19 protein-coding genes and 2 riboswitches are annotated in these 22,400 nt (G+C 70.7%); of the genes, 4 read left to right on the forward strand and 15 right to left on the reverse strand.

The annotated features are described in order from the left end of the window. Positions 1-18 precede the first annotated feature (18 nt). Positions 19-264: a hypothetical protein gene (locus BM315_RS19550; protein ID WP_090504465.1), complete on the forward strand. Its 246-nt coding sequence runs from the start codon at positions 19-21 to the stop codon at positions 262-264. Between the two features lie 33 nt (positions 265-297). Here the strand turns inward: BM315_RS19550 and BM315_RS19555 are convergent, their stop codons facing one another. The 14 genes from BM315_RS19555 to BM315_RS19620 all read right to left on the reverse strand — a co-directional run bounded on the left by BM315_RS19555 (position 298) and on the right by BM315_RS19620 (position 16,805). Next, positions 298-1,026, reverse strand: coding sequence for an adenosylcobinamide-GDP ribazoletransferase (locus tag BM315_RS19555; RefSeq protein ID WP_170862264.1), 729 nt, complete (start codon positions 1,024-1,026; stop codon positions 298-300). A gap of 12 nt (positions 1,027-1,038) precedes the next feature. Next, on the reverse strand, positions 1,039-1,632 hold the full coding sequence (gene cobC / locus BM315_RS19560; protein WP_090504473.1) for an alpha-ribazole phosphatase family protein: 594 nt from the start codon (positions 1,630-1,632) through the stop codon (positions 1,039-1,041). After that, positions 1,629-2,687, reverse strand: a complete 1,059-nt coding sequence (gene cobT / locus BM315_RS19565; protein ID WP_090504476.1) for a nicotinate-nucleotide--dimethylbenzimidazole phosphoribosyltransferase — start codon at positions 2,685-2,687, stop codon at positions 1,629-1,631. Before cobT ends, cobC begins: the two co-directional genes overlap by 4 nt. Then, complete coding sequence (gene cobU, locus BM315_RS19570; RefSeq protein WP_090504479.1) at positions 2,684-3,205, reverse strand: bifunctional adenosylcobinamide kinase/adenosylcobinamide-phosphate guanylyltransferase; 522 nt, start codon at positions 3,203-3,205, stop codon at positions 2,684-2,686. Before cobU ends, cobT begins: the two co-directional genes overlap by 4 nt. Positions 3,206-3,263: 58 nt before the next feature. After that, positions 3,264-4,718 carry a cobyric acid synthase gene (locus BM315_RS19575; RefSeq protein WP_090504482.1) on the reverse strand — a complete coding sequence of 485 codons (1,455 nt, stop codon included), beginning with the start codon at positions 4,716-4,718 and terminating at the stop codon, positions 3,264-3,266. Beyond that, entirely contained in the window at positions 4,715-5,707 is a 993-nt protein-coding gene (gene cobD / locus BM315_RS19580; RefSeq protein WP_090504485.1) for a threonine-phosphate decarboxylase CobD, read from the reverse strand. The genes BM315_RS19575 and cobD overlap by 4 nt, the downstream gene beginning before the upstream one ends. Then, positions 5,700-6,608, reverse strand: a complete 909-nt coding sequence (cbiB, locus tag BM315_RS19585) for an adenosylcobinamide-phosphate synthase CbiB (protein ID WP_090504488.1) — start codon at positions 6,606-6,608, stop codon at positions 5,700-5,702. The genes cobD and cbiB overlap by 8 nt, the downstream gene beginning before the upstream one ends. Before the next feature lie 18 nt (positions 6,609-6,626). Then, on the reverse strand, positions 6,627-7,280 hold the full coding sequence (gene bluB, locus BM315_RS19590; protein ID WP_090504491.1) for a 5,6-dimethylbenzimidazole synthase: 654 nt from the start codon (positions 7,278-7,280) through the stop codon (positions 6,627-6,629). Continuing rightward, complete coding sequence (locus tag BM315_RS19595) at positions 7,277-8,584, reverse strand: cobyrinic acid a,c-diamide synthase CobB (protein ID WP_090504494.1); 1,308 nt, start codon at positions 8,582-8,584, stop codon at positions 7,277-7,279. Before BM315_RS19595 ends, bluB begins: the two co-directional genes overlap by 4 nt. A 91-nt stretch (positions 8,585-8,675) precedes the next feature. Next, positions 8,676-9,287: a cob(I)yrinic acid a,c-diamide adenosyltransferase gene (gene cobO, locus BM315_RS19600; protein ID WP_090504497.1), complete on the reverse strand. Its 612-nt coding sequence runs from the start codon at positions 9,285-9,287 to the stop codon at positions 8,676-8,678. Positions 9,288-9,443: 156 nt separating this feature from the next. Then, entirely contained in the window at positions 9,444-11,291 is a 1,848-nt protein-coding gene (gene btuB / locus BM315_RS19605) for a TonB-dependent vitamin B12 receptor (RefSeq protein WP_090504500.1), read from the reverse strand. Positions 11,292-11,408: 117 nt separating this feature from the next. Continuing rightward, a riboswitch (cobalamin riboswitch) is annotated at positions 11,409-11,643 on the reverse strand. Positions 11,644-11,723: 80 nt separating this feature from the next. Beyond that, the gene (locus BM315_RS19610) at positions 11,724-12,023 is read right to left on the reverse strand and encodes a DUF2149 domain-containing protein (protein WP_090504504.1); all 300 of its coding nucleotides are present in this window, start codon (positions 12,021-12,023) and stop codon (positions 11,724-11,726) included. After that, positions 12,001-12,477, reverse strand: a complete 477-nt coding sequence (locus BM315_RS19615) for a MotA/TolQ/ExbB proton channel family protein (protein WP_090504507.1) — start codon at positions 12,475-12,477, stop codon at positions 12,001-12,003. Before BM315_RS19615 ends, BM315_RS19610 begins: the two co-directional genes overlap by 23 nt. A 2-nt stretch (positions 12,478-12,479) precedes the next feature. After that, entirely contained in the window at positions 12,480-16,805 is a 4,326-nt protein-coding gene (locus BM315_RS19620; RefSeq protein WP_090504510.1) for a cobaltochelatase subunit CobN, read from the reverse strand. Positions 16,806-16,924: 119 nt separating this feature from the next. Beyond that, a riboswitch (cobalamin riboswitch) is annotated at positions 16,925-17,249 on the reverse strand. A 269-nt stretch (positions 17,250-17,518) separates the two neighbouring features. On the opposite strand from BM315_RS19620, the gene BM315_RS19625 reads away from it, so the two are divergent. The 3 genes from BM315_RS19625 (at position 17,519) to BM315_RS19635 (ending at position 20,188) form a co-directional block, all read left to right on the forward strand. Then, complete coding sequence (locus BM315_RS19625) at positions 17,519-18,421, forward strand: cobalamin-binding protein (RefSeq protein ID WP_090504513.1); 903 nt, start codon at positions 17,519-17,521, stop codon at positions 18,419-18,421. A gap of 85 nt (positions 18,422-18,506) precedes the next feature. Beyond that, on the forward strand, positions 18,507-19,421 hold the full coding sequence (locus BM315_RS19630) for an iron chelate uptake ABC transporter family permease subunit (protein WP_090504556.1): 915 nt from the start codon (positions 18,507-18,509) through the stop codon (positions 19,419-19,421). Continuing rightward, the gene (locus tag BM315_RS19635; protein WP_090504516.1) at positions 19,421-20,188 is read left to right on the forward strand and encodes an ABC transporter ATP-binding protein; all 768 of its coding nucleotides are present in this window, start codon (positions 19,421-19,423) and stop codon (positions 20,186-20,188) included. The genes BM315_RS19630 and BM315_RS19635 overlap by 1 nt, the downstream gene beginning before the upstream one ends. 61 nt (positions 20,189-20,249) lie before the next feature. Here the strand turns inward: BM315_RS19635 and BM315_RS19640 are convergent, their stop codons facing one another. Then, entirely contained in the window at positions 20,250-22,268 is a 2,019-nt protein-coding gene (locus BM315_RS19640; RefSeq protein WP_090504519.1) for a hydantoinase/oxoprolinase N-terminal domain-containing protein, read from the reverse strand. Positions 22,269-22,400 lie beyond the last annotated feature (132 nt).

Here is a 22,400-nt window from a genome sequence, read left to right on the forward strand (position 1 = left end):
TAAATAGAGGATACGACAATGATGCATGCCGATCTGATCGACCAGGAAGACTTCCGCGAGCGCCTGGTTGCCCTGGGTTTCCCCATCCCGCCCGGCGCCAGCGCCGAGCAGGCCTGCGAACAGGCGGTGAGCGGCCTCAGTCCGGAGCGGGCGCTGGCCCTGCGCCGATTGGTCGAGCAGCTGCTGGGCGGCAGCGCCACCCTGCTGCCGACCGTGCGTGAGGCGATTTCGCGCACCCTGCTGCCGGCGCTGGTGCCGCGCTGACAAGGATCGCGCCGCGCTGACGCGGCGCACGCCTCACAGCGCCAACCCGACCAGCACCACGCACTCCACCAGTTCCTGCAGGGCGCCCGCGGTATCGCCGGTGGTGCCCTGCAGCCGGCGCATCAGCGCATGGCGCACGCCGAACAGGGTCACCCCGGCCAGCAGCAACGCCAGCAGGCCGGTGCTGCCGAACAACAGCAGGCAACCGGCCGCCACCGCCAACAGCACCGCCTTGGCCGCCGGCCGCGGCAGGTGCGTGGCCAGTAGCTGGGCGATGCCCCCCGGACGCACGTAGGGCGTGCCGATGAACAGCGCCAGCACGGCGCTGCGCCCCAGCAGGGGCGCCAGCAACAGCGGCGCCAGCGCTCCATCCTCGAGCAGCGCCAGCAGCGCCGTGCACTTGAGCAGCAGCACCAGCAGCAGCGCCACCACCCCCATCGGCCCGCAGCAGGGGTCCTTCATCAGCGCCAGGGTGCGCTCGCGGTCGCCCATCCCGCCGACCCAGGCGTCGGCGCTGTCGGCCAGGCCGTCCAGGTGCAGCGCGCCGCTCAACGCCACCCAGGCGCTCAGCAGCAGCGCCGCCTGGAGCAGCGGCGCGGCACCGGCCAACCAGTGCTGCAACAGCCACAGCAGGCCGCCGAGCAGCAGGCCGACCAGCGGATAGTAGAGCAGCGAGCGGCCCTGCTGCTCGGCCGTCGGCACGCCCGCCAGGCGGATCGGGATGCGGGTGAGAAACTGCAGGGCGATCCACAGCGGTTGCAGGGCGGACATGGCTCAGTTTTTCCCGTTCAGGGCGCGCTCGTGCAGCGCGGCGGGTACGGCGCCGAGGTTGAGGCCGTGCAGCGAGGCATGCGCGACCTCCACCGCCAGCAGTTGGTTGCGCTGCAAGCCGCGGGCGCGCGCCAGCAGCAGGCGGATCACTCCGCCGTGGCCGATCAGCAGTACGCGGCGGCCGTCATGGTTCTGTCGCAGGCGCTGCAGGGCGGCATCGATGCGCGCCTCGAAACACTGCATCGGCTCGCCGTCCGGCGGGGTGAAGGCATAGGGATCGGCCCAGAAGCGGCCCAGCTCGGCGGCCTGGTCATGCATCAGCTCGGCCGTGCTGCGGCCCTCCCAGGTGCCGAAATGCAACTCGCGCAGATCCGCCTCCAGCTGCAGCGGCAGACCCAGGCGGGCCGCCAGTTCTTCGGCGAAGGCGGCGCAGCGGCGCAGCGGCGAACTGACCAGCGCCTGCCAGGGTCCGCCCAGCGCCACCGCGGCGCGCATCTGCGCCCAGCCCTCGGCCGTCAGCTCGTCGTCCAGGCTGCCGCGCAGGCCGCCGCCGCGTTCGGTCATGCCATGGCGCAGCAGGTCCAGTTGCACGCTCATCCGCGGCCTTCCTCGACCTGCGCCTCGGCGAAGGTCGCCATGCCGCCGTGCAGCTCGCAGGCCAGGCGCACCAGCGGCAGCGCCAGCGCCGCGCCACTGCCCTCGCCCAGGCGCAGGCCCAGGCCGATCAGCGGCGTGGCCTGCAACAGCTCGAGCAAGGCGGCATGGCCGCTCTCGGCGCTGGCATGGGCGAACAGCAACCAGGGCCGGCAGGCGGGGTTCAGGTGCACCGCACAGAGCGCCGCGGCGCTGCAGATGAAGCCATCGACCAGCGCCGGAATGCCCAACTGGGCGCAGGCCAGGTAGCTGCCGGTGAGTGCCGCCAGCTCCAGCCCGCCGACCCGGCGCAACGCCTCGAAGGGATCGTCCAGCGCCGCGCCATGCAGCGCCAGGCTGCGCTCCAGCACGGCCTGCTTGCGCGCCACCCCGGCGTGATCCAGGCCGGTGCCGCGGCCGACCAGGCGGGCCGGCGGCAGGCCGCTCAAGGCGCAGGCCAGGGCGCTGGCGGCGGTGGTGTTGCCGATGCCCATCTCGCCGGCGAGAAACAGGTCGCAGCCGCGCCGGCTGGCACGCTGCAGCACCTCGCGACCGGCCTGCAGGGCGGCCTGGCATTGCTCGGCGGTCATCGCCGCGGTGCGGCTGAAATTGGCGGTGCCGGGGGCAATGCGCAGGTGGCGCACCCCCGGCAGATTGAGGCTGAGGTCGACCGTGCCCAGGTCGACCAGCTCGAACGGCAGGCCCTGCACCCTGGCCAGCACGCTGATGGCCGCGCCGCCGGCGACGAAGGTGTGCAGCATCTGCGCGGTGACCGACTGCGGGAACAGCGAGATGTTTTCCTCGACCACGCCGTGGTCGCCGGCGAACAGGCACAGGCGCGGGCGGTCGATCCACGGGCATTCGCGGCCCTGCAGGCTGGCCAGGCGGATCGCCAGTTCCTCCAGCTGGCCGAGTGCGCCGGCCGGTTTGGTCAGCTGCGCCTGGCGGGCGCGGGCGGCGGCCTCGCTGGCCGCGTCGGGTTGACGGCAGGGTTCCTGCCACCAGCGTGCATCGCTCATAAGGGTGCTCCCTTCAACAGCATGGGTAAGCCAGCCAGGGTGAAGATCACCCGCTGGCAGCGTTCGGCCAGGGCCTGGTGCAGCCAGCCGGCCTGGTCGACGTAACGTCGGCTCAGCTCGCCCAGCGGCACCACGCCCAGGCCGGTCTCGTTGCTGACCAGGATGATCCGTCCCGGCAGCCCGGCCAGACAGGCCAGCAGCGCAGCGCACTCGCGCTCCAGGCGCGCCTGGTCGTCCTGCAGCAGCAGGTTGCTCAGCCACAGGGTCAGGCAGTCGACCAGCAGGCACCTGTCCGGCGCCGCCTGTTCGCGCAGCACCCGGGCCAGTTCCAGCGGCTCTTCCAGCAGCGCCCAATGCGCCGGGCGGCGCTGGCGGTGCTGCTCGATGCGCGCGCTCATCTCGTCGTCCAGCGCCTGGCTGGTGGCGATGTAGCTGACCGCCAGGCCGGACTCAAGCGCCAGCTTTTCGGCCAGGCGGCTCTTGCCGGAACGGGCGCCGCCGAGGATCAGTTCAAGCATTGTTTCTCCCGTAGGGTGCGCCGTGCGCACCATTCGCATGTCCATTGGTGCGCGCGGCCTACGCCAGCCCGCATAGCTGGCGCAGCCGCGCGGTATCCAGATGCGCCTCGACCAGGTCGGCCAGGCGCTCGATGTCGCGTTCGCGCAGGGCCTGGTAGTCCACCGTCTGCACCTCGCGCAGCCCGGCCCAGCGCAGCAACGCGCTGCAGGCTTGGCTGGACTCGAACAGGCCATGCAGGTAGGTGCCGAGCACCTGGCCGTCGGCGCTGAGGGCGCCGTCGCAGCGGCCGTCATCCAGCTGCACGGCGGCGGCCTCCAGACCCGCACCGCCGCTGACCCCGGCGTGGATCTCGTAACCGGACACCGGCGCGTTCTCCAGACACAGACGGCCGCTGACGTTGCGCAGTTGCTTCTGCGGCTCCAGCACTGTGACGAAATCGAGCAGACCCAGGCCTTCGCTGCTACCGGCCGGGCCTTCCAGACCATGGGGGTCGTCGATCCGCTGGCCGAGCATCTGCAAGCCGCCGCAGATACCCAGCAGCTTGCCGCCATAGCGCAGGTGCTTGTGCAGCGCCGCCTCCCAACCCTGCTCGCGGAGAAATTCAAGATCGGCGCACACGCTCTTCGAGCCGGGCAGGATGATCAGGTCGGCGGCCGGAAGCGGCTGCCCGGGGCCGACGAAAATCAGCTCGACCTGCGGGTGCAGGCGCAGCGGATCGAAGTCGGTGTGGTTGCTGATGCGCGGCAGCACCGGCACCACTACCCTGAGCGTCTCGGCCGCCTTGGCGGTCTGCCGGGTGTCGATGGCGTCCTCGGCCTCCAGGTGGAAGTCCATCAGGTACGGCAATACGCCGAGCACCGGCTTGCCGGTGCGCTCTTCCAGCCAGTCCAGGCCCGGTTGCAACAGGCCGATGTCGCCGCGAAAGCGGTTGATCACGAAACCCTGGATGCGCGCCTGCTCGCTCGCGGAGAGCAGCGCCAGGGTGCCAACCAGGTGGGCGAATACGCCGCCCTTGTCGATGTCGGCGATCAGGATCACCGGGCAGTCGACCGCCTCGGCGAAGCCCATGTTGGCGATATCGCCGGCGCGCAGGTTGATCTCCGCCGGCGAGCCGGCGCCCTCGACCATCACCACCGGATAGGCCGCCGACAGACGCTGGTGCGACTGCAGCACCGCATCCAGCGCCACCTTCTTGTAGTCGTGGTAGGCCGCCGCATCCATGTTGCTCAGGGCGCGGCCGTGGATGATCACCTGGGCACCGATGTCGCTGTTGGGCTTGAGCAGCACCGGGTTCATGTCCGTGTGCGGCGCCAGCCCGGCGGCCTGGGCCTGCACCGCCTGGGCCCGGCCGATCTCGCCACCATCCAGGGTCACGGCGCTGTTGAGCGCCATGTTCTGCGGCTTGAACGGCACCACACCGATGCCCTGGCGCCTGAGCCAGCGGCACAGCGCAGTCACCAGGGTACTCTTGCCGGCGTCGGAGGTGGTGCCTTGCACCATCAAAGTGGTCATGCGGGCTCCTTGTTGAATAGTTGTAGGGCCTGGCGCAGGCGCAACCAGCCCGGCTCGTCGGCGGGCAGACCGAAACGCAGGCTGGGCAGGCTGGCGAACAGGCGGGTGAGAATGCCGTGGCCGGCGAGAAAGTCATGCAACCCGGCCGCCCGCTCGCAGGCGATCCAGTGGAACAGGGCGCAGCCGCCGCTCGGCGGCAGACCGTGCTGGCGCAACAGTTCGCCGAGACGCTCGCCGTCGGCCAGCAGGCGCTGGCGCTGCGCCTGCTGGCCGAGCCGGTCGCGCAGCAGCGCCGTGGCCACCACCCGGCTCGGCCCGCTGACCGTCCAGGGTCCGAGCAGCTCGGCCAACTGCTCGAGCAGCTCCGGCTGGGCCAGGGCGAAGCCCAGACGGATGCCGGCCAGACCGAAGAACTTGCCGAACGAACGCAACACGATCAGCCCCGGCCGCTCGCTGTAGGCCGCCAGGCTGTACTGCGGGGTGCAGTCGATGAAGGCCTCGTCGACCACCAGCCAGCCGCCGCGCGCGGCCAGTCGCGCGTGCCAGGCGAGCAGTTGCTCGGGGGCGAAACAGCGGCCGGTCGGGTTGTTCGGGTTGACCAGCAGCAACACGTCGAGGCGCTCCAGCTCGCGCTCGATGTCCGCCTCGCCGATCGTCAGCAGATGGTGGCCCTCGCGCGCCCAGGCCGCGGCGTGCTCGGCATAGGCCGGCGTGAGCAGGCCGACCCGGGCGTTGCGGCGCAGCCGCGGCAGGGCCTGGATCGCCGCCTGGGAGCCGGCCAGCGGCAGCAGGCCGGTGACCCCGTAGTAGTCGCGGGCGGCGCTCTCCAGACCGTCGTCCTGCTCGGGCAAACGCGCCCAGGCCGCCGGCGGAATATCCGGCAACGGCCAGCCGTAGGGTGCCAGGCCGGTGGACAGGTCCAGCCAGTCGGCCAGAGGGATACCGAAGCGCAACGCCGCCGCGCGCAGGCGGCCGCCATGTTCAAGCACGATAAAGCTCCCATGACAGCAGCAGCGCCAGCCACAACAGCGCCCCGGCGTAGACCAGATTGAGCGCCCGCTCGATGTCGCGCGCCCGGGGCGGCGGGCCTTCGCCCAGTTGCGGGCGCTGATGCAGTTCGCCGTGGTACTCGGCCGCCCCGCCCAGGCTGACGCCCAGGGCGCCGGCGCCGGCGGCCATCACCGGGCCGGCGTTGGGGCTGTCCCACTGCGGCGCCTGTTGCCGCCAGCAACGCAGGGCCAGGGCCGTCTTGCCGAGCAGCGCATAGCTCAGCGCGACCAGGCGGGCTGGCAGGTAGTTGAGCCCATCGTCGATCTTCGCCGCGGCCCAGCCGAAGCGCTCGAAGCGCTCGTTGCGGTAGCCCCACATGGCATCCAGGGTATTGCTCAGGCGATACAGCACCACCCCCGGCGCGCCGGCGACGAGGAACCAGAACAGCGCGGCGAAGACCGCATCCGAGCCGTTTTCCAGCACCGATTCGGTACCGGCGCGGGCGACGCCGGTGGCATCCAGCGCGGCGCTGTTGCGGCTGACCAGATAGCCGACCCGCGCGCGCGCCAGCGGCAGATCGCCCAGGCGCAGGGCCTGGGCCACCGGCAGGGCGTGCTGGCCGAGGCTCTTGAGGCCGAGGGCGACATACAGGGCGAGGATCTCCACCGCCCAACCGATCAGCGGTAGCTGCGCCAGCACGCCAACCAACAGGGTCAGCGGCAGCACCGCCAGGCACCAGGCGCTGAGGCCATGGCTGCGCCAGGCGCGGCCGCCGGCGTTGCTACGCCGCTCGATGCGCTCGGCCAGGCGACCGAAGGCCACCAGCGGATGCCAGCGTTTGGGCTCGCCGAGCAGCCCGTCCAGGACCACGCCGGCCACTGCACTGAAAACCAGACTCATGGCCGAACCTCGCCGAATTCACTGCGCATGGGTGCCCCACTGATCCTGAAACAGCAGTTCGCTCAATGGCCGTGGTTCGATCCAGCCCTGCTGCACCAGCATCGGCGCCGGGTAGAACTCGGTCACCGGCCCCAGGCAGAGCACCGCCAGCGGCTTGCTGCCGGTTGGCATGGAGAGCAGTTCGGCCAACGCCTGCGGCTCGAACAGCGACACCCAGCCGAGCCCCAGGCCTTCGGCGCGGGCGGCCAGCCAGAGGTTCTGGATCGCGCAGGCCATGGACGCCAGGTCCATCTCCGGCAGGGTGCGCCGGCCGAACACATGGGCCTCGCGGCCGTCCATCAGGGCCACCACCAGCAGCTCGGCGCAGTCGCGGATGCCCTCGACCTTGAGCCGCATGAATTCGCTGGAGCGCTCGCCCAGGGCCGCGGCGGTGCGCAGCCGCTCCTCTTCCACCAGGCCATGGATCGCCTCGCGCAGTGCCGGGCGACTGATGCGGATAAAGCGCCAGGGCTGCATCAAACCGACGCTGGGCGCCTGATGCGCCGCCTCGAGCAGGCGCAGCAGCAGCTCGGGGGCCACCTCGCCGCCACAGAAGTGGCGCATGTCGCGGCGCTCGGCAATGGCGCGATAGACCGCCGCACGTTCCTCGGGGCTGAAGGCGTGCGGGTTCATGGGCGCTCACCCGGGAGAAACAACTGCGCCGCCGCCAGCGGGTCGGAGGCCAGATAGAAGTGGATATAGGACGCGGTCAGCCGGCCGATGCGATAGACCGCCTCGGCGCTGCGCTGGTAGTTCGGGCACTCGCCACGGGCGATGGGTTCCAGCGCGCTGGTCAACGCCGAATGGTGGAAGGTGTGGCCGCGCAGGCGCCCCTCCGGCAGCTCGACCTCCTGCAGGGCCAGGGCGGTGAGGCGTGGCTGCAGGGTCGCCTCGCCCGGCAACAGGCCGAGCATCTGGCCGCTGACGCCGGCCTGGTCGGTCAGCCGCTCGAGCAGGTAGAGCATGCCGCCACACTCGGCATGGATCGGCTTGCCGGCGGCGTGATGCGCGCGGATCGCCTGGGCCATGGCCTGATTGGCCTCGAGCCGGGCCAGGTGCAGCTCGGGGTAGCCGCCGGGCAGGTAGAGGCTGTCGACCTCGGGCAACTGGCTGTCGGCCAGCGGCGAGAAGAAGCGCAGCTCGGCGCCCAGTTCGCGCAGCAGGTCGAGGTTGGCCTGATAGAGGAAGGCGAAGGCGCTGTCATGGGCCACGCCGATATGCACGCCGGCCAGCCACGGTTCGAGCGGGCGCGGCGCCGGCGCGGCGAAGGCCACCGGCGGCGGCAGGCTGACATCGGCGCTGGCGGCCAGGGCATCGGCGGCGGCCTCCAGACGCGCGTCCAGGTCGGCCAACTCCTCGGCCTGGACCAGGCCCAGGTGGCGGCTGGGCAGCTCCACCGCGGCGCTGCGCGGCAAGGCGCCGTACCAGCGCATCGATGCGGGCAAGGCGTCGCGCAGAATCTCGCCATGCCGGGCGCTGCCGACCCGGTTGCCGAGCACCCCGGAAAACGGCAGGTCGGGCTGGAAGGTCGCCAGGCCATGGGCCAGGGCGGCGAAGGTCTGGGCCATGGCCGCGGCATCGATCACCGCCAGCACCGGCACACCGAAATGGCGCGCCAGGTCGGCAGCCGAGGGCGTGCCATCGAACAGCCCCATCACCCCTTCGATCAGAATCAGGTCGGCCTCGCCGGCCGCCTGCCACAACAGCCGGCGGCTTTCGGCCTCGCCGACCATCCACAGGTCCAGCTGGTACACAGGCGCGCCGCTGGCGCGGGCGAGGATCATCGGGTCGAGGAAGTCCGGCCCGCACTTGAACACCCGCACGCGCTTGCCCTGGCGCGCATGCAGGCGCGCCAGGGCGGCGGTGACCGTGGTCTTGCCCTGGCCCGAGGCCGGCGCGGCGATCAGCAGCGCCGGGCAGTGGCGGGTGGCGTTCATGCCGGCACCACGCCGTCTGTGGGAGCGGGCTTGCCCGCGAAAAGCGATTCGCGGACAAGTCCGCTCCCACATAAAAACAAGGCACCGCCCATCAGAACTCCACCCCTTGCTGCGCCTTTACCCCGGCCTTGAACGCATGCTTGACCAGGTTCATCTCGGTGACGGTATCCGCCGCCTCGATCAGCCCCGGCAAGGCGCCGCGGCCGGTCACTACCACATGTTGCAGCAGCGGCCGCGCCTCGATGTCGGCGAGCACCGCGTCCAGCTCCAGATAGCCCAATTTCAGGGCGATATTCAGCTCATCCAGCACCACCAGGCCGATGCCCGGGTCATTCAGCAACTGGCGCGCCACCACCCAGGCCTGCTGGGCTTTTTCGATGTCGCGCTGGCGATCCTGGGTTTCCCAGGTGAAGCCCTCACCCATCACGTGGTAGCTGACCTCCTCGGGGAAACGGCGGAAAAAGTTCTCCTCGCCGGTGCTGGCCGCACCCTTGATGAATTGCACCACGCCGACCTTCATGCCGTGGCCGAGGGCGCGGGCGACCATGCCGAAGGCGCTGCTGCTCTTGCCCTTGCCGTTGCCCGTGTGCACCAGCAGCAGGCCGTATTCGTCCTGAGCCTGGGCGATTTTCTCGTCGATCAGCGCCTTCTTGCGCGCCATGCGCGCCTTGTGCCGCGCGTCGCGTTCGCTCGATTCGGTCATCACTTCACCTCCAGTTGCCGTTGCGCGCCCGGCCGGGTGCCGGCGCCGCGGTAGAAAATGGCCGCCTGGCCGATGTCGGGCGCCAGGCTGCCAGAGTTATGCGGGTCGTATAACGCTCGACCAGGCGGTGACGGCTGCCGCCATCGGTCTCCAAGCTCAGAGCGCCTGGTAGCGCACGGTCAGGTAGGCCGCCTGGCCGGGCTGGTTGAAGCCCTGGGCGGTCTCGTAGTCGGCATCCAGCAGGTTGGCGACGCGGGCCTGCAGGCGCCACTCGGGGTCGATGCGGTATTCGCCGCGCAGGTCGAGGGTGGCGAAGCCGGACATCTCCTTCTGATTGGCCAGGTCGTCGAAACGTTGGCCTTCGGCGTGCAGGCTGGCGCCGAGGCTGAACGCGCCGAGGCGACGATCCAGATCCAGGTTGAACAACTGCTTGGCGCGGCGCGCCAGTTCGTTGCCGTCGTTGGCCCCGGAGGAGCGATTCTCCGGCTCCATCAGCGTGTAGTTGGCGTTCCAGTCCCAGCCGAGCACCTGGCTGGCGAGCAGCAGTTCCACGCCGCGAATGCGCGCCTGCTCGACGTTGGCCGGCGCCTGGATGCTGGCGTCGTAGGCGATCAGGTCGTCGACGCGGGTGCGGAAGACGTTGACCGACCAACGGCCCCAGGCATGCTGGCCGGCCAGGCCGGCTTCCAGGCTCTTTGAGGTTTCCGCATCCAGCTCCGGATTGCCGTAACCGGGGTAGTACAGCTCGTTGAAGGTGGGCGCCTTGAACGCGCTGCCGTAGCTGAGGGTCGCGCGCAGCCAGTCGGTGAGGGCATAGCCGTAGCCGATGTTGCCGGTGTCGTGGCGGCCGAACTGCTGATTGTCGTCGCGGCGCAGCGACAGCTGCCAGTCGTGGCGGCCCACTTCGCCGAGGTACTGGGCGAAGGCGCCGTTGTTGTCGCGCGAGTCCTCGGCGTAGGCGGTGCTGCCGTTGACCTCGTCGTGCTGGTGGTCGGCGCCCAGGCTCAGGGTGTGGCCGGGGGCCAGGGTCAGGTCGTTCTGCCAGCTGACGCTGTCGCGGCGGCTGTCGAAGCGCGAATAGAAGGCGCCGTCCTGATAGGCATCGGACTTGTCCTCGCTGCGCCCGACTTGCAGGGTCACCTGCCAGGGGTCGAGCGGAGCGAAGCGGGCGCGGCTGCCGAGCACCCGGGTTTCGCCATCGGCGTTGGCACGAAAGCCCGCGCTGCGCTTGCGGTTGACCTGGTCAAAGTCGTTGTGCGACTTGGCCTGCAGCAGGTTGGCGTCCAGCTCCAGACCGTTGTCGAAGCGATAGCCGGCGCTGAGCGCGGCGGACAGGTTGCGGTAGCCGTCGGCGTCGTCCTCGTAGCCGCTGCTGGCCGCCGACTTCACGTTGATGCCGTCGCTGTCGAGGCCGCTCAGGCCCAGGCTGTACCAGCCCTGGCCGTCGCCGCCGGCGACCCCGGCGCTACCGCTGTAGCTGTCGTGGGTGCCGTAGCCGGCGGAGAAGAACGACTTGCTGCCTGCGCCTGCGCCCTTGCGGGTGAAGATCTGGATCACCCCGCCGATGGCTTCCGAGCCGTACAGGCTGGAGCGCGGCCCGCGTACCACCTCGATCCGCTCGATCAGCTCCAGCGGCAGATCCTGCAAGGCCGCGCCGCCCGAGGTCACCGAGCCGGCCTTGATCCCGTCGATCAGCACCAGCACGTGGTCGGACTCGCTGCCGCGCATGAACAGCGAGGTGTTCTTGCCCGGGCCGCCGTTATTGGCCAGGGACACCCCCGGCACCTTCTTCAGCAGCTCGGGCACTGAGCTGGCCTGGCTCTGCTCGATCTGCGCGCGGTCGAACACCGTCACCGCGGCCAGGCTCTGCTGCGCGGTCTGCGCGGTACGGGTGGCGGTCACCAGCTGGTCGTCGAGCCGGGTGTGTTCGGCCGCCTGGCTCAGAGGAATACAGGGAATAGCGAACAGCAGCAGGGCTGCCGGCTTGTACAGGGAGTTGCTCATCGCGTCGTAGCTCCGCCGCCCCACCCGGGCGATCCTGGCTGAAAAAGACACGCGGAGAACCAGCGACGGATGCACTGCACAACGGCGCAGCCACACGCCAGACAACGCCCTCCGCGATGCCGTGGACTGCGACAGGCCGGTCTCCGGACTCACGAGCGGCGTTCCGAATACAGGGAACACCACCAAACGCACCTTCCCATGCAGCAACACAGTGGTTAAAAAAGCGCTGGCTTGACTCGTCTACCGTTGCGGGGGCAGCGTCGGAATGGTTGGCGTAAACACGCGCAACGCACCGACTTCCCAGTTTCACCGCCGGCCATGGCCGGCGGTCACCTGAAGCAAGAGGCGCGAGTCTAGAGATTCGCGCCGGCAACGTCTATGCGCCGAGCGACGCCAAGCGTTCAGGCCGCGACTGCTGCGGCAATCGGTCGCTCACTGACCGATCAGGATCAGCTTGCCGGTCTGCGGGTCGCGGTAGACCTGGCCGACGCTCTCCAGTCCGCTGCCGTCCCGGCCCTGGAGGCTGTCCGGCAGGCTCGGCAGTTCCCGCCCGCGCTCCACCTGCTGCGGCTGGCGCTGCGCCTCGAGCCGCTGCAGCAGATCGGTCTGGGCCACCAGGGCGGCGATCAGGCCGCAGGCGAACACCAGCACCACGTCGACCAGGTTGGCCAGCGGCCCGAGCGGATCGTCGTCGCCCTCGGCGAAACGACTAGAGCGCCAGCGCTGGCTCATCGGCCTGCTCCCCGGCCGTTGCGGCCTCGCGTCGGTCCAGCAGTTCGTCGTACCAGCGCCGGCGCAGGCGGCCGAGGCCGAAGCCGAGCACCCCGGCGAGCAGGCCGAACACCGTGGTGTCGAAGGCCACCCGCATGGCCACGCTGAGAATCTGCACATTGCCCTCGCCGAGGGCCGCCAGCCCTGGGCCGAGCGGGATCAGCGTGCCCATCAGGCCTAGCATCGGGCCGATCCGGGCGATCAGGTCGGCGCGCTCCAGGCGCTTGCGCGCGCGCCGCTCGATTTCCGCCAGCGGCAAGCGCTGCCAGCGCGTCAGGCCGCCAAAACGCTCGCCCACCGCCACCCCGCAATCCCATACCGCCAGCGTCAGCAGGCCGAACAGGCCGAGGGTCACCGGCTGCAGCAACCAGCCGACCAACAGGTGCAGCCAGGTGAATAATTGACTGTCGAACATGCTCAATGCCCTCCACGGGGATGATGACCACGGCCGCGGCCGCGGCGAATGCCCAGGCCCAGCAGGCCGGCCAGCAGCAGGATGCCCAGCCAGAGTTGCCAATCCGGCGCCTGTCCGGCGCCCTCTGCGCTGTCTGCCGCAGCCGGTTCGGCGGCCGCCGATGCTGCCTGGATTTCACTGACGCTGCTCGGCGCCTGCTGCTCACGGGTCTGGACCTGCGCCGCCTGCAGGCGTTGCTGCAGGGCCGCGCGCAACTCGTCCGGCAGTTGCGGCAGCAGCCACTGCAACATCGGGTGGTCCGGACGGGTGTGGCCGCTGCCCGGCAGGCCGTGCTCGACCACCAGGCGGGCGAACTGCTCGCCGAGCTGCTGCACGGTGGCCTGGTCGGCCTGCCAGAACTCCTTGTGGATGGCCACCAGCATGATCGCCAGCATGTTGCTCTTCACATGGACGTTGTGCCCCTGCTCGAGGAAGCGGTCGAGGCCGAGCTGGTGGCGGTCGTCGACATACACCGCCTTGACCTCCTCCCAGGCGCTGTCCTTGATGATCTCCGGGTTGGTCACCTGCCAGCCCCAGAAGTATTCGAGGAACTCGCTGCCCATGGTCCGCGCGCCGGCGTAGTCGTGCTGCATCAGCGCGCCGATCCAGGCCGGGTTGAGGAAGCGCCCGCGCAGTTCGCCGAGCAGCGCCTGCTGCAAGGGCTCCAGGCGCACGCGGGCGGGGTCGTTGTGCCAGCTCACGTAGTTTTCCGGAACCGCGCCGGCGACCTGTTCCACCGCCAGGCTCAGGCCGCCCAGGTAATCGAAGGCGTCGTTGTTGTCCAGCAGGCCGTAGAGGTTGCTGGAGCGTCCGAGGTAAGTGCGGCGGACCTGCTTGAGGTTGTCGCGGAACACCTCCTGCACCGGCTCGCCCTGGTGACCCAGGCCGTAGGCGTGGCCCATGCGCGCGACATAGGCCTGGGCCAGCTCGCCGCGCTGCTGCCAGCTGCCGGAGCGCTCCACCAGGTTGTTGATGCCGGCGCCGTAGGCCCCCGGGGCCACGCCGAACAGGCGCAGGGCCGCCAGCCTGCCGGCCTGCTCGGCGCCCAGGCCGGCATCCAGCCGGCGCGCCGCATCTTCCACCCAGTGCGCGGCGACCCGGTTGTCCGCCAGGCTCTCCAGGCCACCCGTGGCCTGACCGTCGAGCGGCGCCAGGGCCGCGGCCAGGGCCGGGCGCAGCGCCGGGTAGTCGCGGCGGATGGTGTCGCCGGCGCCGTCCAGGGCCAGCAGCACGGCGCGTTCGAGCAGCGCCAGCTGGTCGGCGTACAGATCGCGGAACAGCCCGGAGGTGGTGAACAGCAGGTCGCGGCGCTGCTCGCCCGCCGCCAGCGCCCGGCGCTGCAGGCCCTGGACGATGCCGCGAGCGTTCCAGTGCGGCTCGACGCCGAGCAGTTCGAGGCCGAAGGCGATCATCGCGCCCTCGTCGCGCACCGTGTCCGAGGCCCAGAGGATCACCGCCTCGCGGCCGTCCGCAGCGATTGGCCGCTGGCGCGCCTGCAGCGCCATCTCGCGGCCGATACCCCAGCCGATGCGGCTGGGCAACAGGCTGCTGTCGAGGGCGTGGAAGTTGCGCCCGGTGGGCAGCGCTTCCGGGGTGCGGATCGGGTCGTTGCCCTTGCCGGGAGCGACGAAGCCGCCGTCCAGGGCATGCAGCAGCGCGTTCATCTCGGCGTCCGGCGAGTCGATCAGCGCCTGGCGGTGCTGCGCCTGGCCGGTGCCCATGGAGGTCAGCAGGGTGTCCACCGCCTCTGGCTGCCAGGGCTTGCCGAACACGTGCAGGCCCATGGGCATGAAGCGTTCCTGGATATTGGTCAGGTAGTGGCCGACCTCGTGCACCAGCAGCTCGTCGTCGACCTGCTCGAAGCCGATGCCGCGCAGCGCCAGGACCTCGGCCATCGACTCGCGCAGCTCCGCCTCCAGCCCGGCGCTGCCGACCAGGCGCTTGATCTCGGCGATGGTCGCGCGGCGCGCCGGCCCTTCGCCCTGGCCGGCGCCGGCCTCGAAGCTCTCGATCAGCTGACGCAGCTTGAGCAGGTCGTCGTACAGCGGCGTGGCCACCAGCGGCGGGGTCAGGTGATCGATCATCACCGCCAGGCCGCGGCGCTTGGCCTGGATGCCCTCGCCGACCCCGTCGACGATGTACGGGTAGATGCTCGGCAGGTCGCCGAGAATCTGGGTCGGGTAGTCCTCGTCGCTCAAGCCGACCCGCCGCCGCGGCAGGAACTCGTAGGTGGAATGGCGGCCCAGGTGGATCAGCGCGTCGGCCTTGAAGCGGTCGCGCAGCCAGTGATAGAAGGCTAAATACTGGTGCGGCGGCGGGAACACCAGGTTGGCGTGCAGCAGTTCCTCGTCCACTTCCCAGCCGCGCGGCGGCTGCGGGCCGACGAACACCTTGCCGAACTGCAGCCCCGGCAGCAGCAGGCGGCCGTCGTGCACCATCACATAGCCGGGGCCCTCGCCCCAGCCGCGCAAGCCTTCGATGCCGCTGGCCGCCAGGGCCTCGACCAGCGCCTGCGCCTGCTCCCAGTCGGCCTCGGCCGGTTGCGCCAGTGCGGCTCGGTAGAGGCTCTCCAGCTGCGCCAGCAGGTCCAGGGCGCGCGCCCGTGCCGGGTGCTCGACGCCGTCCAGCACGTGGTGCAGCTCGCTGGAGCCGCTGTTCAGGATGTCCGCGGCGATCTCCAGCTGCGAGGCCTGCAGGGCCCGGCGCAGCTGGGCATTCCAGTAGCCCAGCGGGCCCTGGCGCATCTCCGCCTGCAGGGCGGCCGGCAGGGTGGCGAACCAGTCGCGATAGTCCTGGCCGCCCAGGCTCTGCACCTTGTCAGCCATCTCGGCCAGGGCATCGCCCTGCTCCGGCAGGTTGACCCCGCGCTCCTGCAGCAGGTCGAGCAGCGCCGCCGGGCTTTCCGGCAGCGGGCCGGTGTCGTAGCCCTCGGCCTGCAAGCGCTTGAGGATCTGCAGCAGCGACTGCGGCACGTCGAGGTTGTCGGCGCCTATGTTGTGGCGGCCCGGCGGGTGGTTGTAGTAGACGATCGCCAGGCGCTTGTCGGCATTGGCCGTGCGCTGCAGGTGCCACCAGCGCTGGATGCGCGCGCTGAAGGCGGCGACCTGCTGCGGCAGCGGTTCGCCGATGCCGAAGCGGATGCCCGACAGCGGATCGAGCTGCTGCTCGCGCCAGGCGGCCAGGACCATGGCCTGGCTGGTGCCCTGCAGTTCCGGCATGGCGATCTGGTAGTGCAGCTTGTCGCGCGCCAGGCCGTCGCTGGACAGTTGCCAGGCCGCCTCGTCGCGCCCTTCCAGGCGCAAGCCCTTGAGTACCGGCACGTCCAGCCGGGCGAACAGCTCGCTGACCTGTTCACGGTGCTCGCCGCCGCCGATGACGAAATCCTGCAGGGCGACGATCGCCGCCAGCGGCGGGTGCTCGGCCTCCTGCAGCCAGCGCACCGCCTGCAAGGAACCCGGCCCCCAGTTGGCGAACAGGCTGACGCAGGCCAGCCCGGCCTCGCCCAGCGCCTGGCACAGGGCGTCGTTGAGCGCCCGGTCGCCGGCGCGGTCGGCGCGGCCGTGGTCGACGATGGCCACCAGTGCCCGGCCCTGCCAGTGCAGCTGTTCGGCCGTGCGGATCTGCCCGTCCTGGTAGAAGCGCAGCGGCGGCCGCGCCTTGGCCGGCTCCGCCGTTACCGTCGCATCCACCCGCGCCGCCAGCCAGGCGAGTAGCGCGGCCATGTTCTCGCTGCCGCCGGCCAGCCAGTAGCTGCGCGCGCTGAGCCAGTCGGCCTGCTGCGGATGGGCGCGCTGTTGCTGCGCCAGCCACTGCGCCAGGTCGTCCGCCGGCTTGGCCGCACCCAGGCGCTCGGCCTGCTCGCGCGAGGCGAACAGCGCCTGACCGCGGCTGCGGCTGAGCTGCACCAGGCCCTGCTCGCTGTGCAGGATGAACAGCTCGGCCGGCGCCGCCGCGGCCAGCATGGGCCGCAGGCGCTCGACCTCGCTACCGAACAGGCCGGCGCCGAACAGCACCTGGCCGGCGTCCAGCCATTCGGCCAGCGCGGCATCGTCCAGCTCGCCGAGCTGCTCGGGGGTGCGCGCGCTGACCCGCTGACCGGGGTGCTGGCGCTGGAACTGGGCGACCGCCGCGGCGAACTCGGCGGCGCTGTAGGGCGAGACGATGGCGTTGATCTGCGCCGCGCCGACCAGCGGCGCGGTCAGCGCCAGCAGGGCGGTCAGCACCAGCCGGCGGATCAGGGAAACACCGCGCAGCGCTCGCGCTGCCGGCATCGAAAGGGACTTGCTCATGTTGTCGTTGCTCCGCCGCGCTCACCCGTGCGACCCAGGCAGGGAAAGGCATGCGCAGAGGGGCAACGCACGAACCGCAGCAAGCCTGCAGCCCACACGCCAGACAGCGCCCTCCGCGATGCCATGGACTGCGACAGGCCGGTCTCCGGGCTCACGAGCGGCGTTCCGACACTGCGAAACGCCACCAGGCGCACCTTCCCATGCGAGGAGTCTGTCGGGCTTGACCGTTCGTGGCGGGGGAATGGCCGAATTCGGCTTTCCCGTGGCAGAACGGCGTTAACCCCGACAGACACCTGCAGCACAGTGGTTGAAAAAGCGCTGGCTTGACTCGTCTACCGTTGCGGGGGCAGCGTCGGAATGGTTGGCGTAGACACGCGCAACGCACCGACTTCCCAGTTTCACCGCCGGCCATGGCCGGCGGTCACCTGAAGCAAGAGGCGCGAGTCTAGAGATTCGCGCCGGCAACGTCTATGCGCCGAGCGACGCCGGCCAATCAGGCAACGACGCCGTCCGGCAATGGCCCGTTCACGCGCATGCCCCGGGGTTTTGCCGGGGCGCGGCGTCGCACCTGGTTGGCTGCAGGTCGCTTTCGCGCGCGCGCCTTTGAATAGTGGCGGCGGCCGGCAGATCGGCGTTGACCCTGTCCCGGCCGGTTGTTAGCGTGCGCTCACTCGCGGGCCCAGTGGTGGCATCGCGCGTCATCAGGGGAGAGCATGGATCTATCATTCGCCCGTCTACGCCGCCGCGTCGGCCTGGCGGCCGCACTGCTGGGGCTGGCGCCGGCGCTGCTGGCGGCGCCGATCTGCGTGATCGACGACGCGCAGCGCGAGGTCTGCCTGCAGGCGCCGGCGCAGCGCATCGCGAGCCTGTCGCCGGGGGCCACCGAGCTGGTCTTCGCGGCGGGCGGCGGCGAGCGCGTGGTCGCCGTGGTGGCCTTCAGCGACTATCCGCCCGCGGCGCGGGCGCTGCCGTCGGTGGGCAGCCACAGCCGCCTGGATCTGGAACGCTTGCTGAGCCTGCAACCGGATCTGGCGATCGTCTGGGGCAGCGGCAACTCCGCCGAGCAGATAGACGCCCTGGAAGATTTCGGCGTGCCGGTGTTCTACCTCGAACCGGAAAACCCCGAAGGCATCGCCCAGGCCATCGAGCGCCTGGCGCGGCTGAGCGACAGCCAGGCCGTGGGCCGACAGGCCGCCGAACACTTCCGCCGGGGCATGGCCGAACTGGCCGAGCAATACCGCGATGCCGAGCCGGTAACGGTGTTCTATCAGGTCTGGAACAAGCCGCTGATGACGGTCAACGACGCGCACCTGATCGGCCAGGTGATCCGCCTGTGTGGCGGGCGCAACGTGTTCGCCGAGCTGCCGCGGCAGATTCCGCGCATCGATATCGAGGCGGTGCTGGCCGCCAACCCGCAGGCCATCCTGGCCGGCGGCATGGGCGAGGAGAACCGCTACTGGCTGACCGAGTGGCGGGCCTATCCCGGCCTGCAGGCGGTGCAGCAGGACAATCTGTTCTTCATCCCGCCGTCGCTGGTGCAGCGCCCCACGCCGCGCCTGCTGGAAGGCAGCCGGTTGCTCTGCGAGAGCCTGGAGACGGCCCGTGCACGCCGCTGAAACCGCCACCGACAGGCGCCGCGCCGGCCCCCTGCGCTCGCTCGGCTGGCTGCTGGGCCTGCTCACGCTGGTCGCGCTGGGCGCCATGACCCTGTCGGTCAGCGTCGGCAGCAGCGCCCTGAGCCTGGTCGATGTGCTGGCGACGCTGAGCGGCCAGGGCAGCGAGCTGCAGCGCACCCTGATCTTCGAACTGCGCCTGCCGCGCACCCTCTCGGCCTTCGCCACCGGCGGCCTGCTGGCGGTGGCCGGGGCGCTGATGCAGGTGCTGCTGCGCAACCCGCTGGCCGACCCCTACGTGCTCGGCCTGTCCGGCGGCGCCGCAACGGGGGCACTGCTGGCCATGCTGGCCGGCCTGGGCGGCGTGCTGGTCTCCGGCTCGGCCTTCGCCGGGGCCTTCCTCGCCACCCTGCTGGTGTTCGGCCTGGCTCACGGCAGCGGTAGCTGGACGCCGTCGCGGCTGCTGCTGACCGGGGTGGTGGTGGCCTCCGGCTGGGGCGCGATCATCACCCTGATGCTGGCGGTCAGCCCGGCCGAGCGTCTGCCCGGCATGCTCTACTGGCTGATGGGCGACCTGTCCTATGCGCGCACGCCCTGGCCGGCGCTCGGTCTGCTGCTCGGCGTCAGCCTGTTGCTGCTGCCGCTGGGGCGCAGCCTCAACGTGCTGGCGCGCGGCCCCCTGCAGGCGGCGGCGCTGGGGGTGGCGGTGCGCCCGCTGGAATGGAGCATCTACCTGATCGCCAGCCTGCTGACCGCGCTGGCGGTCACCAGCGCCGGCAGCATCGGTTTCGTCGGCCTGGTGGTGCCGCACATGCTGCGCCTGCTGCTGGGCAACGACCAGCGCCTGATACTCCCCGCCTGCGCCCTGAGCGGCGGCATCCTGCTGGTGCTGGCCGATACCCTGGCGCGCACGCTGATCGCCCCGGAACAGTTGCCGGTGGGGGTGATCACCGCATTGCTCGGGGTGCCGACCTTCCTCTACCTGCTGCACCGGAGTCGCTGATGAGCCGCCTGGATGTGCGTGATTTGCTGATCGACGTGCCCGGGCGCAGCAGCGGCCGGGCACTGAACTTCAGCCTGCTGCCCGGTCAGGTGTGGGGCGTGCTGGGGCCCAACGGCGCCGGCAAGACCACCCTGCTGCACACCCTGGCCGGGCTGCGGGCGCCACGCGGTGGCGAGGTGCTGCTGGACGAGCAGCCGCTCGAGCGCCTCAACCGGCGGCAGATCGCCCAGCGCCTGGGCCTGGTGTTCCAGGAGCGCCAGGACGGCTTCCCGGCCACGGTGCTGGAGACCGCGCTGATCGGCCGCCACCCGTTTCTGCCGGCCTGGCAGATGGAAGGCGCCGCGGACCTGCTGGCCGCCGAGCAGGCGCTGGCGCGTCTGGATGTGGCGCACCTGAGCGCGCGCCTGGTCAGCACCCTGTCCGGCGGCGAACGCCAGCGCGTGGCCATCGCCACCGTGCTGACCCAGGCACCGGCACTGTGGCTGGCGGACGAGCCGACCAACCACCTGGACCTGCATCATCAGGTGGCCGTGCTCGAGCTGCTGGCCGCCCAGGCCAGCGCGGGGCGCGCGGTGTTCATGTGCCTGCATGACCTCAACCTGGCCGCGCGCTGGTGCGACCAGATCCTCCTGCTCTACCCCGACGGCGAGGCCTGCTGGGGGCCGGTCGCCAGCATGCTGCAGCCGGCGGCGCTGGAGCGCCTGTACGGCCAGCGCCTGCTGACCAGCGAAATCGACGGCAGCCCGGTGTTCATTCCGGCGCGCTGAGGCGCGGCGCCGCTTCCTGGCACTGGCGGCCCCCGGCCGCGAGCACGCCGGCGCTGCTGGCTCAGGCGAACTCGGCAAGCCGTAGCGCCGGCATCCCGGACGCCAGCGCGGTGACCCGAGCCTCGAAGAATATCTCGCCGTCGATGTCGTTGCGCACGCGATTTTCCTCCAGTTGATACTCGATGCGCGGGCTGTCGGCGCCGGCCTGCCGGGCCATCTGCTCGGCTTCCTCGGCGGCTAGCGCACGCGCCAGGGCGAGCGCCGCCTCGAGGCTGGCATGATCCACCGGCCCGTGGCGGGTAAACACGCGAAACACCCCGAACATCGGCTGCAGCACGGTGATATGCACGCGCTGCACCACCTCGCCAAACAGCGTGCCCACGGCGTTGGCGACCTCGCCGTGCGGCGGCAGGCACAGGCGCACGCCCAGGGCCTCGGCCGCCATCGGGTAGAAACTGGAGGCCGGGCCACCGACTGCCACTACCGGCAGGTCGTCGGCGAAATGCATGCTGAACACCGAGCGCGCATCGCGCCCGCCCTGAGGGGTCATGATCAACTCGCTGAGCAGCCGCGCCAGCCGGCCGACGTCGCCGTCCTGGCCGGCATCGTGCAGCCCGGCCTCGACCAGCTTGGCGCAGATGACCCGGATCACCCGCTGCAACACGTCCCGGGCGGGCGCCTCGGCATCGCCTTCCGGCCAGCTGCCGAAGCCGTACTGACGGCGCATCCGGCGTGCCCAGATGCGTGCCGCCAGGCTGGCCGCCTGGGTGTTCCAGTGCCGGGAAAGACCCAGCACGTGGGCGGCGTCCGTCGGGGTGAAGCCGCTGTAGATGACCAGCCCCTTGCGCTCCAGATGCGCCAGGGCGCGCGCCAGCCAGCGCTCGTCCATGGCCGCCTGTTCGATGTCCACGGGCCCGGCTTGCAGGCGCTCCCAGGCTGCCTGTTGGTCGGCGCTCAGGTGCCGCAACAAGACCTCATCGTGCTGCAGACGCAGGGCGAAACGGTTATGGCTGCTGCATGGACGCGACTGCAACTGACGCTCCAGCGCCGCGAGCACCGCCGGATACTGGCTGGCCAGCAGGCTCAGCGGCACCACCCGGCGCGGGCCGATGACGATGCCCAGGCCGTTGTCGAAGCTCACCTCGCTGTCGCCACCCAGACCTATGGAGTACAGGCGGATGGCTTCGACCATCGGCCGCCAGTCACCGACCCGGGCGCCATCGAAGGACAGCTCCGGGCGACCGTTGCGCACCACCGCGATGTCGGTGGTGGTACCGCCCATGTCGGCCACGATCAGGTCGCGATAGCCGCTCAGGGCGCAGGCTCCGTTGACGCTGGCGGCGGGCCCCGACAGCACGGTACTGATCGGGCGCAACATGGCGCTGCCGGCATTGACCAGCGAACCGTCGCCCTTGACGATCATCAGCGGCGCCTGGATATCCAGCCTCGCCAGCAGGCCCTGAACCGAGTCGATCAACTGGCTGACCTGGGCGATCATGCGCGCATTCAGCGCCGCGGTCAGCGCGCGCCGCGGCGCGCCCAGCGACGACGCCAGCTCATGGCCGCAGCTGACCGGCTTGCCGGCCAGGCTGTTGACCAGTTCCTGCACGCGCAGCTCGTGGCAAGGGTTGCGCACGCTGAAGCTGGCCGAGATGGCGAAGGCCGAAACCCGCTCGCGGTAGGCCAGGATCGCCTGACGTGCCGCGCCCTCGTCCAGCGCCGCCAGCTCCCGCCCGCCGGCATCGTGGCCGCCGGCCAGCATGACGATGCCTTCCGGCCCCAGCAACTCGGGCAAGCCGCTGGCCTTGAGCTGCTGGGCGTCGTAGCCGATCAGCAACACGCACACCGGCGAACCCTTGCCCTCCACGGCCGAGTTGGTGGTCAGGGTCGAAGACAGCGACACCATGGCGACCTCGGCCAGCAACTGCTGCGGCAGCGCCGCCAGCGACTGGCCGATGCCGACGCTCAAATCCAGGCGCGTGGTCAGCCGCTTGGCCGAGGCCACGACCTGGCGCCGCTCGTCCAACAACACGGCATCGGTGAAGGTGCCGCCGGTATCGATTCCGAGGAAGTAGGCCATGCCAGATCTCATTCTTGTGGGGGTAGATGGACCGCAGTCACAGCACCCGGCGAGGCTCGTCTCTGCTCCTGCCGGCCTGGCGGATGAACGGCGCCGCTGACCAGCCGGACGACGGCAGTCCGCGGTTGATTC

This window comes from Pseudomonas borbori (genome assembly GCF_900115555.1).
GTDB lineage: Bacteria > Pseudomonadota > Gammaproteobacteria > Pseudomonadales > Pseudomonadaceae > Aquipseudomonas > Aquipseudomonas borbori.